At 65.3% G+C, this 14263-nt stretch carries 14 protein-coding genes and 2 tRNA genes; 11 read left to right on the forward strand and 5 right to left on the reverse strand.

Annotated features, from left to right (window positions below; genetic code table 11):
- Positions 1–101: 101 nt before the first annotated feature.
- The 7 genes from E3N94_RS03000 to E3N94_RS03030 all read left to right on the forward strand — a co-directional run bounded on the left by E3N94_RS03000 (position 102) and on the right by E3N94_RS03030 (position 6964).
- The gene (locus tag E3N94_RS03000; RefSeq protein ID WP_233194008.1) at positions 102–1181 is read left to right on the forward strand and encodes an ABC transporter permease; all 1080 of its coding nucleotides are present in this window, start codon (positions 102–104) and stop codon (positions 1179–1181) included.
- A 1-nt stretch (position 1182) separates the two neighbouring features.
- Complete coding sequence (locus E3N94_RS03005; protein WP_104099981.1) at positions 1183–2259, forward strand: ABC transporter permease; 1077 nt, start codon at positions 1183–1185, stop codon at positions 2257–2259.
- Entirely contained in the window at positions 2256–3944 is a 1689-nt protein-coding gene (locus tag E3N94_RS03010; RefSeq protein ID WP_104099980.1) for an ABC transporter ATP-binding protein, read from the forward strand. The genes E3N94_RS03005 and E3N94_RS03010 overlap by 4 nt, the downstream gene beginning before the upstream one ends.
- Before the next feature lie 4 nt (positions 3945–3948).
- Complete coding sequence (locus E3N94_RS03015) at positions 3949–4869, forward strand: ATP-binding cassette domain-containing protein (RefSeq protein ID WP_134569756.1); 921 nt, start codon at positions 3949–3951, stop codon at positions 4867–4869.
- Positions 4853–5860, forward strand: a complete 1008-nt coding sequence (locus tag E3N94_RS03020) for a D-isomer specific 2-hydroxyacid dehydrogenase family protein (protein WP_134569757.1) — start codon at positions 4853–4855, stop codon at positions 5858–5860. The genes E3N94_RS03015 and E3N94_RS03020 overlap by 17 nt, the downstream gene beginning before the upstream one ends.
- A gap of 64 nt (positions 5861–5924) precedes the next feature.
- A tRNA-Asn gene (locus tag E3N94_RS03025) sits at positions 5925–5997 on the forward strand.
- 88 nt (positions 5998–6085) lie between these two features.
- Positions 6086–6964: an ATP-binding protein gene (locus E3N94_RS03030; protein WP_134343382.1), complete on the forward strand. Its 879-nt coding sequence runs from the start codon at positions 6086–6088 to the stop codon at positions 6962–6964.
- Positions 6965–7004: 40 nt separating this feature from the next.
- Here the strand turns inward: E3N94_RS03030 and def are convergent, their stop codons facing one another.
- Positions 7005–7571 carry a peptide deformylase gene (def, locus tag E3N94_RS03035; protein ID WP_104099976.1) on the reverse strand — a complete coding sequence of 189 codons (567 nt, stop codon included), beginning with the start codon at positions 7569–7571 and terminating at the stop codon, positions 7005–7007.
- Between the two features lie 41 nt (positions 7572–7612).
- Between def and E3N94_RS03040 the strand changes: the two genes are divergently transcribed.
- The 3 genes from E3N94_RS03040 (at position 7613) to E3N94_RS03050 (ending at position 10128) form a co-directional block, all read left to right on the forward strand.
- Positions 7613–8527, forward strand: a complete 915-nt coding sequence (locus tag E3N94_RS03040) for a DMT family transporter (RefSeq protein ID WP_104099975.1) — start codon at positions 7613–7615, stop codon at positions 8525–8527.
- 192 nt (positions 8528–8719) lie between these two features.
- A complete protein-coding gene (locus E3N94_RS03045; protein ID WP_241976872.1) occupies positions 8720–9955 on the forward strand; it encodes a glycosyltransferase in 1236 nt (411 codons plus the stop codon).
- 99 nt (positions 9956–10054) lie between these two features.
- Positions 10055–10128 (forward strand) — tRNA-Ile (locus E3N94_RS03050).
- Positions 10129–11185: 1057 nt separating this feature from the next.
- On the opposite strand, the gene E3N94_RS03055 is transcribed toward E3N94_RS03050, so the two are convergent.
- The 3 genes from E3N94_RS03055 to E3N94_RS16855 form a co-directional block, all read right to left on the reverse strand.
- The gene (locus tag E3N94_RS03055) at positions 11186–12430 is read right to left on the reverse strand and encodes an IS256 family transposase (protein WP_134569758.1); all 1245 of its coding nucleotides are present in this window, start codon (positions 12428–12430) and stop codon (positions 11186–11188) included.
- A gap of 80 nt (positions 12431–12510) precedes the next feature.
- Complete coding sequence (locus E3N94_RS03060; RefSeq protein ID WP_134420987.1) at positions 12511–12951, reverse strand: hypothetical protein; 441 nt, start codon at positions 12949–12951, stop codon at positions 12511–12513.
- A gap of 179 nt (positions 12952–13130) precedes the next feature.
- A complete protein-coding gene (locus tag E3N94_RS16855) occupies positions 13131–13262 on the reverse strand; it encodes a GntR family transcriptional regulator (protein ID WP_241986217.1) in 132 nt (43 codons plus the stop codon).
- A 144-nt stretch (positions 13263–13406) separates the two neighbouring features.
- Here E3N94_RS16855 and E3N94_RS03070 point away from each other — a divergent pair, with 144 nt between their 5' ends.
- Positions 13407–13907, forward strand: a complete 501-nt coding sequence (locus E3N94_RS03070; RefSeq protein ID WP_134415244.1) for a hypothetical protein — start codon at positions 13407–13409, stop codon at positions 13905–13907.
- A gap of 49 nt (positions 13908–13956) precedes the next feature.
- On the opposite strand, the gene E3N94_RS03075 is transcribed toward E3N94_RS03070, so the two are convergent.
- Complete coding sequence (locus tag E3N94_RS03075; RefSeq protein WP_134569759.1) at positions 13957–14226, reverse strand: hypothetical protein; 270 nt, start codon at positions 14224–14226, stop codon at positions 13957–13959.
- Between the last annotated feature and the right edge of the window lie 37 nt (positions 14227–14263).

A 14263-nucleotide genomic window follows, 5' to 3' on the forward strand; every position in this document is an offset into this window, starting at 1 on the left:
ATTTTCTAATTTGAAACCCGGGGGCATCCAGCCGCTTGCGCGCTGGGTGCCCCCGTCACGTTCTAATCGCACAGTCCTATCGTTAGGCAGGAATGACCACTGTGACCACGCGCCCCCCGTCGCCCCGCGCGACGGGACGCAAGAAACGTCCCGCAACTGACGGCGGGATCGGCCGGTACATCCTGATCCGTTTTCTGCTGATCTTTCCCACCATCTTCATCCTCGTGTCCATGGTCTTCTGGCTGATGCGCACGACCGGTGACCCGATCACGGCCGCTCTCGGCGGGCGTCTCGGGCCCGAACAGCTGGCCGAGCGCATCCAGGCCGCCGGCTACGACCGGCCCATCTTCGTGCAGTACATCGAGTACCTGGGCCAGGTGTTCACCGGCAACTTCGGCACGACCATCAGCACCAACCGTCCCGTCTCCGAAATCCTGGTCACCTATGGGCTGGCCACGTTCGAGCTCGTGTTCTACGCCCTCGTCGTCGCGTTCATCGTCGGGATTCCCCTGGGCATGGTCGCCGCCTATTGGCGGGACAAATCCGCGGACGCCTTCCTCCGGGTTTTCGCGATCCTCTGCTACGCCACGCCGGTGTTCTTCTCCGGGCTGTTGTTCAAACTCGTCTTCGCCGTCTACCTCGACGTGCTTCCCGTCTCCGGGCGGGCCTCGACCGGTTCCGAGCTGCAGATGCAGCTGTTGCCGAACCAGACCGGCCTGTACACGATCGACGCCATCCTGACCGGGGACCCGACCGTGCTCGGGGACGTTCTCGAGCATGCCGTGCTCCCCGCGCTGACGCTCGGGCTGCTCACTGCGGGGGTCTTCCTCCGCCTCGTGCGCACCAACGTGATCGGAACCCTCGGCACCGATTACGTCGACGCCGCTCGCTCGCGTGGGGTGAGCGAGTTCCGCCTGGTGCGGAAGCACGCCTACCGGCCGGCCCTGATCCCGATCATCACCGTGATCGGCCTCCAGATCGCCCTGCTGCTCGGCGGCGCCGTGCTGACCGAGACCACCTTCGAATGGAAGGGCCTGGGCTTCATGCTCTCCGAGTTCCTCAAGGCCCGGGACTTCGTGGCCGTGCAGGGGATCGTCGCCCTGCTCGCCGTGATCGTCGCCCTCTCCAACTTCGTCGTCGATATCATCGCCGCACTGATCGACCCGAGAGTGAGGTACTGAGATGAGTGACGCCACCGTGATCTCCGCCCGGCAGAAGCGCAGCGTCTGGTCCCGCCTCCCCGTCGTGCACCAGCTCAGGCAGAGCATCGGACTCCAGCGCGGGATGCTGGTCGCCGGCCTGGTGATCACCACTCTCTTTGTGCTGACCGCCATTTTCGCCCCCGTGCTCGCGCCCTACGGCTTCAGCCAACTGCGCGACGCCGACGGCGCCTTCGGAGCCCAGCAGCCGCCCGGGGGCGCGCATCCGCTGGGCACCACCGTCAGCGGCTACGACGTGCTCTCCCGAGTGCTGTGGGGTGCCCAGACCGCCCTGTTCGTGATCATTGTGGCCGTCCTGCTGTCGATCTTCGCCGGGGTGTTCCTCGGACTGGTGTCGGGCTATTTCGGCGGCTGGCTCGACCGGATCCTGGTGGTCGTCTCCGACGCCGTCTACGCGTTCCCATCGCTGCTTCTCGCCATCGTGATGTCGATCGTCATCTCCGGGGGCAAGTCCAACCTGATCGGCGGTGTGCTGGCGGCGGCGATCTCGATCACCGTGGTCTTCATCCCGCAGTACTTCCGAGTGATCCGCGCCGAAACGGTGCGGATCAAGGCGGAGGCCTACGTGGAATCCGCACGCGTGCTGGGTGCCGGCAGCGGCCGGATCATGTTCCGGCACGTGTTCCGCAATGCCACCCGCACCCTTCCGCTGATCTTCACCCTGAACTCGTCGGAGGCCATCCTGACCCTCGCGGGCCTCGGCTTTCTCGGGTTCGGCATTGAACCGACGGCCGCCTCCGAGTGGGGCTACGACCTCAACAAGGCCCTCTCGGACGTCACCAGCGGCATCTGGTGGACGTCACTGTTCCCCGGCCTGGCCATCGTGCTCGTCGTGCTCGGCATTACGCTGGTCGGCGAAAGCCTCAACGACCTGGCCGATCCCCGCCTGCGCGGACGCCGCGCAGTCGGCCAGTCGGCCGGGATCGTCGCGCAGACCTCGGTCGTTCCCGGTGGCACCCTCGTCGCCGGCCCCGGCGGGCTCGGCGGACTGGAAGGCACCGCAACCCATCCCACCGAAGGACTCGAGGACCGACCATGACCGACGTGCTCACCATCACCGATCTGGGCATTTCGTTCGCGACCGACGCCGGAGCCGTTCGGGCCGTTGACGGCGTCACCCTGCGGGTCGCTCCCGGCGAGGTCCTGGCCATCGTCGGCGAGAGCGGGAGCGGTAAGACCGTCACCGCCAAGACCATCCTCGGGCTGCTGCCGGAGACGGCGACCGCCTCCGGGGCCGTCATCCTCAGCAGCAAGGACGGCTCGAGCGAGAGCAACGTCATCGCGCTCAGCACAGCCCAGCTGCGGCAGGTTCGCGGCACCGACGTCTCCATGGTGTTCCAAGAACCCTCGACCGCGCTGAACCCCGTCTTCACGGTGGGTTGGCAAATCATGGAGGGCATCCGCGCGCACGGCCAGTTCAGTCGCAAGGAAGCCCGTAAGAAGGCCATCGAGATCCTCGGGCGGGTCGGTATCCCCGACGCGGAAACCCGCGTCGACTACTACCCGCACCAGTTCTCCGGCGGCCAGAAGCAGCGCGTCGTGATCGCCATGGCCCTGGTGCTCGACCCCGGCCTGATCGTCGCCGACGAGCCGACCACGGCGCTCGACGTGACCGTGCAGGCCGAGATCCTGGACTTACTGCGCCGCTGCCGCGATGAATTCGGCACGGCGATCGTGCTCATCACCCACAACATGGGCGTGGTCGCAGACCTCGCCGACCGGGTTGCGGTGATGTACCAGGGCAAGGTCGTCGAAGAGGCGGATGCTCAAACCCTCTTCCGCTCGCCGCAGAACGACTACACGAAGAAGCTGCTCGCCGCCGTGCCTCACGTGGGCCAGGGGGTCGTGCACGCCGCCGCCCGTGCCACGGCCCGCGCGGCCGGCTGGGAGCAGCAGGCGCCGGTCGTCGTCGCCGACCAGCTCCGAATCGAATACCCCGGCCGGCTCGGCCGGTCCGGTTTCACCGCCGTCGACGGCGTGAGCTTCCTGATCCGGCCCGGTGAGGTTCTCGGTCTGGTGGGGGAGAGCGGTTCTGGCAAGACCACGATCGGGCGGGCCATCGCCGGCCTGACCCGGGTGACCGGTGGCTCTCTGACCGTGATGGGCCACGAGATGAACGGGTTCAAGGAGCGTGCGTTCCGGAAGTTCCGCAGCGACATCGGGTTCGTCTTCCAAGACCCGGCGTCGAGTTTCAACCCGCTGCTGACCATCGCCGACTGCGTCGCTGAACCGCTGGTGGTGCACGGTCGGGCGAAGAACGCCGCCCATGCTCGCCCGCGGGTCAACGAGCTCCTCGAGGCCGTGCAGCTGCCGCGTGCCTACGGCGACCGTTACCCGCACGAGCTGAGCGGCGGCCAGCGCCAGCGCGCGAGCCTGGCGCGGGCGCTCGCCCTGGAGCCGCCCCTGCTGATCGCCGACGAGCCCACCAGCGCTCTCGACGTCTCCGTGCAGGCGCGGGTGCTGGAGCTGTTCGCCGAACTCCAGCGGGAGTTCGGCTTTGCCGCGCTGTTCATCAGTCATGACCTGGCTGTCGTCGACCTCGTCGCGGACCGGATCGCGGTGCTGTACCGAGGAAAACTTGTCGAGGAGGGCACCAGCGCCGAGGTTCTCGGTGCACCCAAGGATCCCTACACCCAGCGGCTCCTGGCCTCCCTGCCCGTGCCGGACCCGGCCGAGCAGGCCCTGCGCCGGGAGGGACTGCGCCGACTGCGTGAGGCAGGATAGACACATGATCCGCGGCGCCGCACCGACAAGTCCGACAAGTCCGACAAGTCCGATCTCCACCAGTGACCTGACGGTCGAGTACCCGCCCCACGGTGCCAGCGGCGCATTCACGGCCGTGCGTGGCCTTACCCTGCGGATCGGGGCCAGCGAGGTGCTCGGACTTCTCGGGCAGAGCGGTTCGGGCAAGAGCACGCTGGCCCGGGTTCTGTCGGGCGCCGCGTTCAGCCACGGCGGCGGAGGCACCGGCGACGTTCGACCAGAGATCACCGGGGGAGAGGCGACGGTGCTCGGGTACCGGCTCCGCGGCATCCGTCGGCGCAAGCTGGCCCGGCTCACCTTCGGGGTGGGGCACCTCGCCCAGGATGCCGCCGACACGCTGCCCTCGACTCTGACGGTGGCGGAGATCGTGGCCGAGCCCGTGCTCGACCGAGACCGGCGCTACGACCGGCACATCCTCGACGAGCAAGTGGCGACCATGGTCGACGCGGTGCGGCTTCCGTTGTCGGTGCTCACCAAATTCCCCTACGAGCTGAGCAATGGTCAGCGTCAGCGGGTGGCGCTGGCCCGGGCGCTGGTATTCGGGCCGTCGGTCCTGATCGCGGACGAGCCGACGGCCGGCGTCGATGCCACCGTCCGGGACGCCGTGGTCGACCTGATCGGCGAGCTGCAGCGCGAGCGGGCCTTCTCGGCGCTGGTGATCAGTTCCGATCTCAGCGTGCTTCGCCGGGTCGCAGACCGAATCGCCGTGCTGCACCAGGGCGTGCTGGTGGGGCTGGGCACGATCGACGAGGTGTTCGACGACCCGTGGCATCCGTATGTCGCCGGCCTGGCTGCGGCTCTGATGGGGGAGGCGCCGGACGAGGAGAACGACGACGACAACTACGATTACGAGAGTGAATCCGACGAACATGTCATCGAAAACTGAATCCGTGCAACACCAGGCCGTTCTCACCGACGAGGTCACGCCCCTTCCGGCGCACCGACGACCGGCCCCCGGTCCGATCACCATCCTGCCGCGGCCGGAACCGGCCTTCTCCCGGGCGGTCGAGGCTGCCGGGGGAACCGTGACGGAGCTCTCCGGCGAGACCCGCGGACTGATCTGGCTGGACTACGGCCGGGCCGACGAGCTGCGCGCCACCCTGCACGCGTATCCCGGCATCGGGTGGGTGCAGCTCCCCTGGGCGGGCGTCGACGCCTTCAGTGGGGTGCTTGCCGGCCTGGACCGCCCGGACCTTCTCTGGACCAGCGCGAAGGGCGCGTACGCGCAGCCCGTCGCCGAACACGCCCTGGCTCTCACCCTGGCGATGTTGCGGGTGCTGCCGAAGCGCGCTCGGGCCGAGGGCTGGAGCACGCTCTCCGAGGGGCGCTCGCTCTACGGCCTCAACGTGACCATCATCGGCGCTGGTGGGATCGCCCGTGAGCTGATCCGCCTGCTCGCGCCGTTCGGCACCCACGTCACAGTGGTGCGCCGCAGCACCGAGCCGGTGCCCGGTGCGGCTCAGACGGTGGTGACGGACGCCCTCTCCGGCGTTCTCCAGACCAGCGACGTCGTCGTCGTGGCGGCTGCGCTCACGGGCGGCACCCGCCACCTGATCGGCCGGGCCGAACTCGAGCTGATGCGGCCCGAGACCGTGCTCGTCAACATCGCCCGCGGCCCGCTCGTCGACACGGACGCTCTGGTGGCAGCGCTGGCCGCAGGAACCATCGCCGGCGCGGCCCTCGACGTGACGGATCCGGAGCCGTTGCCGCAGGGGCATCCGCTCTGGGCCGAGGCGCGGTGCTTGATCACGCCGCATTCGGCCGACACGCCCGAGATGACCGCCCCGCTCCTGGCCGAGCGGATTCGCCTGAATGTGGGTGCCTTCCTTGCGGATGGGCGGTACGTCGGGGTCGTTGACCCTCAAATCGGCTACTGACGGTTGACGCCGATTTGGCAGATCACCAACTTTTGATAAAGTAACAGAGCTGTTCAAGCGACATTCCTCGATAGCTCAATTGGCAGAGCAGCGCACTGTTAATGCGCAGGTTCTTGGTTCGAGTCCAAGTCGGGGAGCGAAAGGCCACCAAGGGCTCCACCCCTGGTGGCCTTTTTTGTATCCCGTTCACTTCCGTGCGACGCGGTCGCAGAAAAGGCGGCATCCGTGGAGTCCTGGCTCACCGTGAGCACCGTTCTGGCCGTGCTCGTCGTCGGGCTGCTCGCCCTCTGGCTGGTCACCCTTGTCCGGGCCCGGCGCGTGGTCTTCGACCGCACGGCGGCCGAACGGCTACGCATTGACCTGCAACTGTCTCTTGCCGAACAACAGGGCCGGCTCGGCATCATCCGGGATCTTCAGGACGTGGCCGTGCTGTCCGTCGCGCGGCTGATCACCCGTGCCGAAGGTGCCCGCTACACGGCCGAGAGCGACCCGTCCAGCGCCGTGCGGGTGGCGACGGCATTGGTCGACGATGGCCGGGTGGCGCTGGCCGACATGCGCCGCGTGCTGACGATCGTGCGCGAGGGTGAATCTGTCTCCGCCGCCCAGCCGGGCCTGCAGTCGGCGAAGGACCTGTTCCGAGTCATGCGTGACGCGGGCGTCACCGTGGTCTTCACCGAGTCAGGCGAGCGGTTCCCGCTCAAGCCGGGCGCCGAACTGGCCGTCATCCGTATCCTGCAGAGCGCGCTGGCCAACACCCTCACTCATGGAGGACGAGGCACGGAGGCTCGGGTCACGATCTCGTGGACTCAGGACGGGCTGCAGCTGCTGGTCGCGGATGACGGCATCCGTGCGGTGGCTCGCCGGGACAGTGCCGACGCCGCCGACTTCGCCGCGCGCACGAAGTACACGATCGACGACGACCTCAAGGCGCTGAGTGCGAACGTAGCCGGGGCAGGCATCACCCAGATGCGCGAGCGCACCGCGATGTTCGGTGGCATCTTCAACGCCGGGACCGTGCCCGGCGTCGGGTTCACGGTCACGGCCATCTTCCCGTCATTGCGCTTCCACAACGGCATCCACGGAGTGGACCTCGACCGCGGCTGATTCTTTCGCCGGGCCAGCGGATCAGGCCGGGCCTACCTGGTCAATCTTCAAGGTTGTCGACGCCGGGCATCCAGCTGAGCCCGGGCGTGCCCCAGCCACGCTTGCGGGTCACCTTGAAGGCGATCTTGGCGTAGAAGTGCTCGAGGCGATCCACGTACAGGGTGCCGTCGAGGTGGTCGTACTCGTGCTGGAAGATGCGGGCCAGCCAGTCTTCGGCGTGAATCTCGAAGGGCTTCTGCTCAAGGTCCACCGCGCGCAGGCTGGCGGAGGGGGAGCGTAGCAGCGGGAAGCGTTCGCCCGGATAAGACAGGCAGCCCTCGACGTCCTCGTTCTCGTCGGCCTCGCCCGAGGGAACCGGGGTGATCCACAGTTCCGGGTTGATGGCCGCGCCACGCCACAGGTGGCCGTCGTCATCGAGGTAGTTGTAGGTGAAGAGCCGGAGCGGCACTCCCACCTGCGGCGCCGCCAGACCGACGCCGGGCGCGGCATCCATTGTCTCGAACATGTCCCGCACGAGTTCATGCAGATCATCGTCGAAATCAGTGACGGGAAGGGCGGGGAAGTGGAGAACGGGATCTCCTGAAATTGCTATCGAACGAACGGCCATTCTTCAAGGATAACGGGCCGGTTCTCGATAGGCTCGTTTGAGTGAACCCCGACCTGACCGACCTGGCTGCGGAAATCGCAATCAATCCACGTCAGGCAATAGGGATTCCACTCGCCCTGGTGGGTGCCGTATTCCTGTCGCTGGGAGCTCAATTCCAGCATCGCGGCGTCACGAAGGTCGAGGCCAAAACGGCTGAGGTCACCGGGGGACTCAACCCGCGCCAGTTGATGCTGCTGCTCGGTCGGCCTTCCTGGGTCTTCGGCACGATAATGCTCGGGCTGGCGATCGTTTTCCAGCTCTCCAGTCTGGCCTTCGCCCCCATCATCATGGTTCAACCGCTCGGCGCCGTCGCCCTCGTGATCACGTCTATCCTGAACTCCCGCATCACCCGGGTCCCCGTCAACCGCGCGTCGAAGATCGCGATCGCGATGTGCGTCGGCGGCGTGGCCCTTTTCGTCACAGTGGCCGCGTTCACCGCCGTGGACAAACCAGTCACCGACGGCAACCTGATCACGATCCTGATCGTGCTCGGCGTCGTGTTGTCCCTCTTCGGCGTCGCGTTCCTCAAGCTGCGTACCCAGTTCAAGGCGATGTTCTACATTGTCGGCGCCGGGGTGCTCTACGGGTTCGTCGCGACGCTGGCCAAGGTCGTCATCAACCGAACCCAGAACGGCAACTTCGAGTGGCTGACCCTGACCTGCGTCATCGGGCTTTTGCTGGCGGCGGTGCTCGGCGCCTACTTCGTGCAAAACGCTTACGCGTCCGGCCCGCCGGACCTGGTCATCGCCGGACTCACCGTGATCGATCCGCTGATCGCCGTCGGCATCGGCATCGTCGTTCTGGGCGAGATCGAACAGGCTCCGCCGTGGGCGGCTGTCGCCTTCCTCGTCGCGGGTGTCGTCGCCATCGTCGGGGTCTTCCTGTTGGCCCGGTATCACCCTCTCGCCGACGACTGACGGCGCTCCAAGCACTCCGTTGGGCGTCCGCGTGGGCGCGCCGCCCCCGGTATGGCTGTTGCAGCACCGGATTAGAATAGGGTTCTAGAAGACTTCGTCAGCGTACGCGCCGTCGAAAACATGATTTATCGCCGGATGACGAACTCCGGCTCACTTACGTTGGGACATTGTCTTTTGTCAGATTTGACCGATTTGCCGAGCGAGTCGTGCCCCCGCGAGCCGGCGAAGAAGCCTCTCCGCATCCTGATCGCGGCGGACACCTTTGCCCCCGACGTGAACGGCGCGGCCCGGTTCGCCGAGCGTCTTGCCGCCGGGATGGTGGGCCGCGGGCACGAAGTGCACATCATGGCTCCAGCCGCGTCACGCAAGTTCGGCACGTGGACCGAGGTGCATGAAGGCCAGCCGATGGTCGTGCACCGTCTGCAGAGCTGGCGCTGGTACCCGCACGATTGGCTGCGGTACGCCCTGCCGTGGTTCATTCCGCGAGAGACCCGGAAAATCCTTGATACGGTCAAGCCGGATGTCGTCCATTTCCAGTCCCACATCAACGTGGGTCGTGCCGTCACGATCGAGGCAGCGAAGCGCGGCATCCGCATCATCGGCACGAACCACTTCATGCCAGAGAACATGCTGGAATTCACCCTTGTCCCAAAGGGCCTGCACGATCGCCTCATCAAGGCCGCCTGGCGGGCTGCGAGGCGTACCTACGGCCGGGCGGAAGCGGTCACCACACCGACCCTGCGAGCCGCCCAGTTCCTGGAGCGCTACACCGGCCTCGAGGGCGTGCTGGCGATCTCATGCGGCATCGACGCCCACAACTACTCGCCGACTTTCGCGCCACGCACCGAGAACCGCATCCTTTTCGTTGGCCGCGTGACCGGCGAGAAACAGATCGACGTGCTGCTGCAGGCCGTGGTCCTGCTCTCGCCCGACCTCAATGTGAAGGTGGAGATCGTCGGTGGCGGCGACCAGAAGCGCAACCTTGAACATCTGTCGCAGGCGCTCGGACTCAGTGGTCGGGTCACGTTCACGGGTTATGTGACGGATGCCGAACTGGCGACCGCCTACACCCGCTCGACGGTGTTCGCGATGCCGTCGATCGCGGAGTTGCAGAGCATCGCGACTATGGAGGCGATGGCGTCTGGATTGCCGATCGTGGCCGCCAACGCCATGGCGCTCCCACACCTCGTGCACGATGGCCAGAACGGCTACCTGTTCGAGCCCGGAAACGCTCAGGACCTCGCCGACAAGCTCACGACAGTTCTGACGGCCGCACCCGACGACCTGAACGCGCTCAAAAACAGTTCCCTCCGGCTCATCGGTGTGCACGACATCAACCGCACCCTGAACACGTTTGAGTGCCTGTATCGCGGGGAACCGGTTATCGACGCGGTCACTTCCGACGCGGCCGCCCGCGGCGCGGAGTAGGCGGGCGAGCCCGCCTTTCGAGCCTGTATCGTTGAACCCGGTGATCAACCCGATCACCACAGAATCGGTCGCACACTCGTCAGAGCAGTTGCGTCGATTGGGGCGGTAGCTCAGCTGGTTAGAGCAGCGGACTCATAATCCGTCGGTCCCGGGTTCAAGTCCCGGCCGCCCTACTGCAATATGCTGGTCAGATGTCATATTTCTGTTTTTGTTTATTTCATGTTTGAAGTCAGCTACCTATGCAGCTACCTGGGTCATTTCGTGGGCGTTTTTTCAATCCCCAAAGAATGACTGATGTCCGCGGAACCAGGCTTTGGAGAAGCTGCTTTCGGGCCTCATTCTTGATGAGTTTTTGGCTGGTAGAACACGGGAAGGCGGGAACGGTGATCGTTCCCGCTGCGGGGCTGCGCGACAACGACCTCATTCCCGGATCGTCGAATTCATCGTGGAGCAAGACGGCGACGTCCTCGAACTCCTGCTAAACGGACGCATCTGTTCCTCAAAGAGCACTGGGAACACGCGCTGCACGCAAGTACAGATTCCGGTGGGCGGTCGATGATGATGATCAGCCGGGCGGAGTTCTCGACGCCGGCCCTAGTAGTCAGTTCAAGTGTGATGCCACTTCGCCCCAAACCGGCTTCTTCGATCCTCATAGGAATAGACGACGCTGAGTGGACCTGGGATCCCAGCGTTCCTCATCGGAGGGAACAACGACGTCCTGCAGAGGCCGTCGATCGTTGATCGTTGTGCGTCGAGAGCGTCCTTCGTGGACGACCAGTCCATGGCCTCTAGGTACGTGTACTCGTAGAACACAACTGAATAAACTCCAGCCGGCAGCCGGCAGCCGGCAGCCGGCAGCCCGCGGTCGCCTGTGGATTCCTCCAATGATCCGCTGATGCTCACTTCGGAGTACAGCCCCGGAAACTGGCCCCTAAACTGCGGGATGGTTGCCCTCTCCGCCTCGACCTAGGCAAGCAACGCCTCCGCGTTCTCGACTTGCGCGTCGTCAGCCTGTGCGGTGCGCTGCTCGGCGTACGAACCAGAGCCCGAAGGCACGGAAGCCGACGAGCACGCGGTGGGTTTGTCGGCTGGTTTATTGATCCATGCCGTCTCGGGAATGGACAGGAACTTTGGTGCCTGATTGGTGCTGAATCGCTCGGGGAAGCGTTTCCGTGCCGGGTCACGTCCCGCTGAGTGGTGGAATTTCTCAACACCATGCAGGTCAGTAGTTTAGGCGGCGGCGAGTTCGGGGAGGATCACCGCCTCGTCGAGGACCTCGATGGGGTTGTTCATGACGGCCAGCTCGAGCATCGAGGCTTCGGAGAAGTAGCGGCGTTCGTCGGCTTCCCACTCGTCGTGCTGCTCGATCAACACCGACCCGGCCAGGCGCAGCAGGGCCGCGGCGTTGGGGAACACGCCGACGACGTCGGTGCGGCGTTTGATCTCCTTGTTCACCCGTTCGAGCGGGTTCGTGGACCAGATCTGGCGCCAGTGCCGCCGCGGGAAGCCGGCGAAGGCGAGGAGGTCGGGTAGCGCGTCGACGAGCATCGCCGCGACCTTCGGGTGCGATCGGCCGAGCATGGTCGTGACTTCTCGGAACTGCTTCTCGATGTGCTCGCGGTCCGGCTGGGCGAAGATGGTGCGGATGATCGAGGCGACCATGTCCTGCGATCCCTTCGGCACCACGGCGAGGACGTTGCGCATGAAGTGCACCCGGCAGCGCTGCCAGCCGGCGCCCTGGAACACGGTCCCGATGGCCTTCTTCAGGCCGGTGTGCGCGTCAGACATGACCAGCTTGACCCCGTCGAGGCCGCGAGTCTTCAACGACCGCAGGAAGCTGGTCCAGAAGCCCTCGTTCTCGCTGTCGCCAACGTCGAAACCGAGGACTTCCCGGCGCCCGTCGGCAGCCACGCCGACCGCGACGACGATGGCCTGGGACACGATCCGGTGCCCGACGCGCGCTTTGCAGTAGGTCGCGTCGAGGAAGACGTAGGGGAAGTCTTGGGCGGCGAGGGTGCGGTCGCGAAACTCGGCCACCTCGGCATCCAGGCCCGCGCAGATCCGGGACACTTCCGACTTCGAGATCCCCGTGTCCGCTCCGAGGGCCTTGACCAGGTCGTCGACCTTCCGGGTCGATACACCGTGGACATAAGCCTCCATCACGACAGCGAACAACGCCTGGTCGACCCGACGGCGGCGCTCCAGCAGCGCGGGGAAGAAGGAGCCGGCGCGCAGCTTCGGGATCTTCAGATCGAGGCCCCCGGCCGTCGTCGTCAACGTGCGCGGCCGGGTGCCGTTGCGGTGGGTGGGGCGGTCGCCGGAGCGTTCGAACGGGGCGGCACGGATGAACGCGGTCGCCTCCGCATCGATCAGTTCTTGGTAGAGAGTTTCGGTCGCGACGCGGATTCGGTCGGTGACATCGGTGAGTTTGAGTTCTCCCAGCAGGTCGAGCAGGGCAGACTGGTCTAGAGCCATCGTGTGGTGTCCTTTGTGAGTTCTTTGATCGGTACTCGCTGACCATCCCACGGTGGCTCTTCACGTTGACGAAGCAACACTCAAGAGCGGGAAACCACACCACTCACGGGGACGTAACCCATCAACGCCATGAGAAGCAGGAGCCATGCTCCGACGTGCGGTTCGGTGCTGGTGCCGGAGGTGATTATTGATCCGGCAACCATCAGCCAGGATCCGCATGCCAGGCCGGCCGCGAACCCTCTCCACAGATATGTCTTGCGGCGCCCGGCGGCCGCGCCCTGACGGAGCGCGAAGGATGCGATGAGGGCAGAACCGAAGCACACCGAGGCAAAGAGAACGATCGCGGACCCCGTCGGCCAGGTCGAACTGACCCCATCGCTGTCCCACTGACGGGGCAGTTCGGTCGGAAGCTCCTCGCGCCAGAGGAGCCAAGTCGTGACGACAACGGCGAGAGGCGCCCAAAGCGTGACCGCAGCGATGACGTCACGAGCGCGTGTCTGGCCGGAACTGCCTGCATCCATAGCTAGCTTCCTTCAATCAGTCGACGGATCTCGGGCTGGGACAATCCCAGTTTCCGTGCCTCGGTGAGGAACTGTTCGGCGAGCTCGGTCAATCGGACGAAACCGGGTTCGATGTCCTGGCGGACCCAGGCTCCACGGCCTTGGCGCATCTCGATTATGCGTTCATCGCGCAACTCGCCCTAGGCGCGGAGCACGGTGTGCATATTGACCCTCAACGCGGTGGCCAACTCGCGAGCAGGTGGAAGACGCTCGCCGGGCTTGAGCTCATCATTGAGGATCGCGGCGCGCACTTGAACAGCGATCTGCTCCACAAGCGAAACCCTGGACGCATGATCCACCCGAAACAACATGTTCTACAGACCAATAGAACAATGCATCACTCACTCCGGGTGCCAGTTGCGAACGTCTAATGGGAATTCCTGCCCGGCCCGCGAGCATGTGCGATCCTGTCTCCCATGGGGAGACTGAATCGACAAGATGCGGCCGTCTGCAATCCGGAAGCGGTCGTGTTCACAATGTTGCTGAGGGTTATTCTCGGCGTGGCTTCAGCCGCAGCCCTGGCCACCGGGGCACATCTCGTTGCCGCACTGGCCCATCCCCAAGTTGCGGCCCCCTCCCTCATGGTTGAACTTATGCTCAGCACATTTGGTGGTCTCGTGTTCAGTTTGGCCGCAGTTGTTGGTGCCTCTTTAGCGCTCTGGATCATCGATCATCGCTTGCAGCGTCCACGTGTCGTGCAGGGGGTCATCGCGGGCATCGGTGCGGTCCTCCCTGGACTGGGGCTGTTCGCCTTCCTCGGCCAGACAGCGACCGTGGGGTTCGGTGGCGCTGCCAGCATCCTCGCTTTCGTCGCGGTGGCGTCCTTCACTCTGATGTACATCAGGTCGAACGCGCACACCTCGAGTGGCCCGAGGCCGCACCGACCCTTCGCGAGGGCCAGCGGCATCAAGATCTAACGGCATCATCACGGCGGCTAGGAGTTGCGGGCGTGACCTAGATGCGTTTTCAGCCGTCGAATACCTCGCCACTGGCGAACGCCGCGCCTTCAGGCATCAGTTCGACGCGGGCCGCCGGGCAGTCATCAAACGTGACTCGACCCACAGAAGGCGCCGCTCCCGAGGAGAAGGCGGCTTCCACCCGGTAACACGTGAATACCTGGCTTGGGCCGTTGTAGTGCTGACCATCATCGGTTAAAACATCGGGTCGAGGTCCGGAAGCAATGAAGACCGAAACTTCGGCAGCAGAATCCGTCGAGGAGATGTCGTAGAGGACCACACCGCCCTCCCGAAGATCAAGATCGGATGTTGACGCA

Source organism: Cryobacterium sp. Sr3, from assembly GCF_004402835.1.
GTDB lineage: Bacteria > Actinomycetota > Actinomycetes > Actinomycetales > Microbacteriaceae > Cryobacterium > Cryobacterium sandaracinum.

Coding starts and splice junctions, on each gene's coding strand:
- E3N94_RS03015 (WP_134569756.1), top strand. CDS start 3,949: ATGATCCGCGGCGCCGCACCGACAAGTCCGACAAGTCCGACAAGTCCG.
- E3N94_RS03010 (WP_104099980.1), top strand. CDS start 2,256: ATGACCGACGTGCTCACCATCACCGATCTGGGCATTTCGTTCGCGACC.
- E3N94_RS03060 (WP_134420987.1), bottom strand. CDS start 12,951: ATGGATGCAGGCAGTTCCGGCCAGACACGCGCTCGTGACGTCATCGCT.
- def (WP_104099976.1), bottom strand. CDS start 7,571: ATGGCCGTTCGTTCGATAGCAATTTCAGGAGATCCCGTTCTCCACTTC.
- E3N94_RS03055 (WP_134569758.1), bottom strand. CDS start 12,430: ATGGCTCTAGACCAGTCTGCCCTGCTCGACCTGCTGGGAGAACTCAAA.
- E3N94_RS03005 (WP_104099981.1), top strand. CDS start 1,183: ATGAGTGACGCCACCGTGATCTCCGCCCGGCAGAAGCGCAGCGTCTGG.
- E3N94_RS03020 (WP_134569757.1), top strand. CDS start 4,853: ATGTCATCGAAAACTGAATCCGTGCAACACCAGGCCGTTCTCACCGAC.
- E3N94_RS03070 (WP_134415244.1), top strand. CDS start 13,407: ATGGGGAGACTGAATCGACAAGATGCGGCCGTCTGCAATCCGGAAGCG.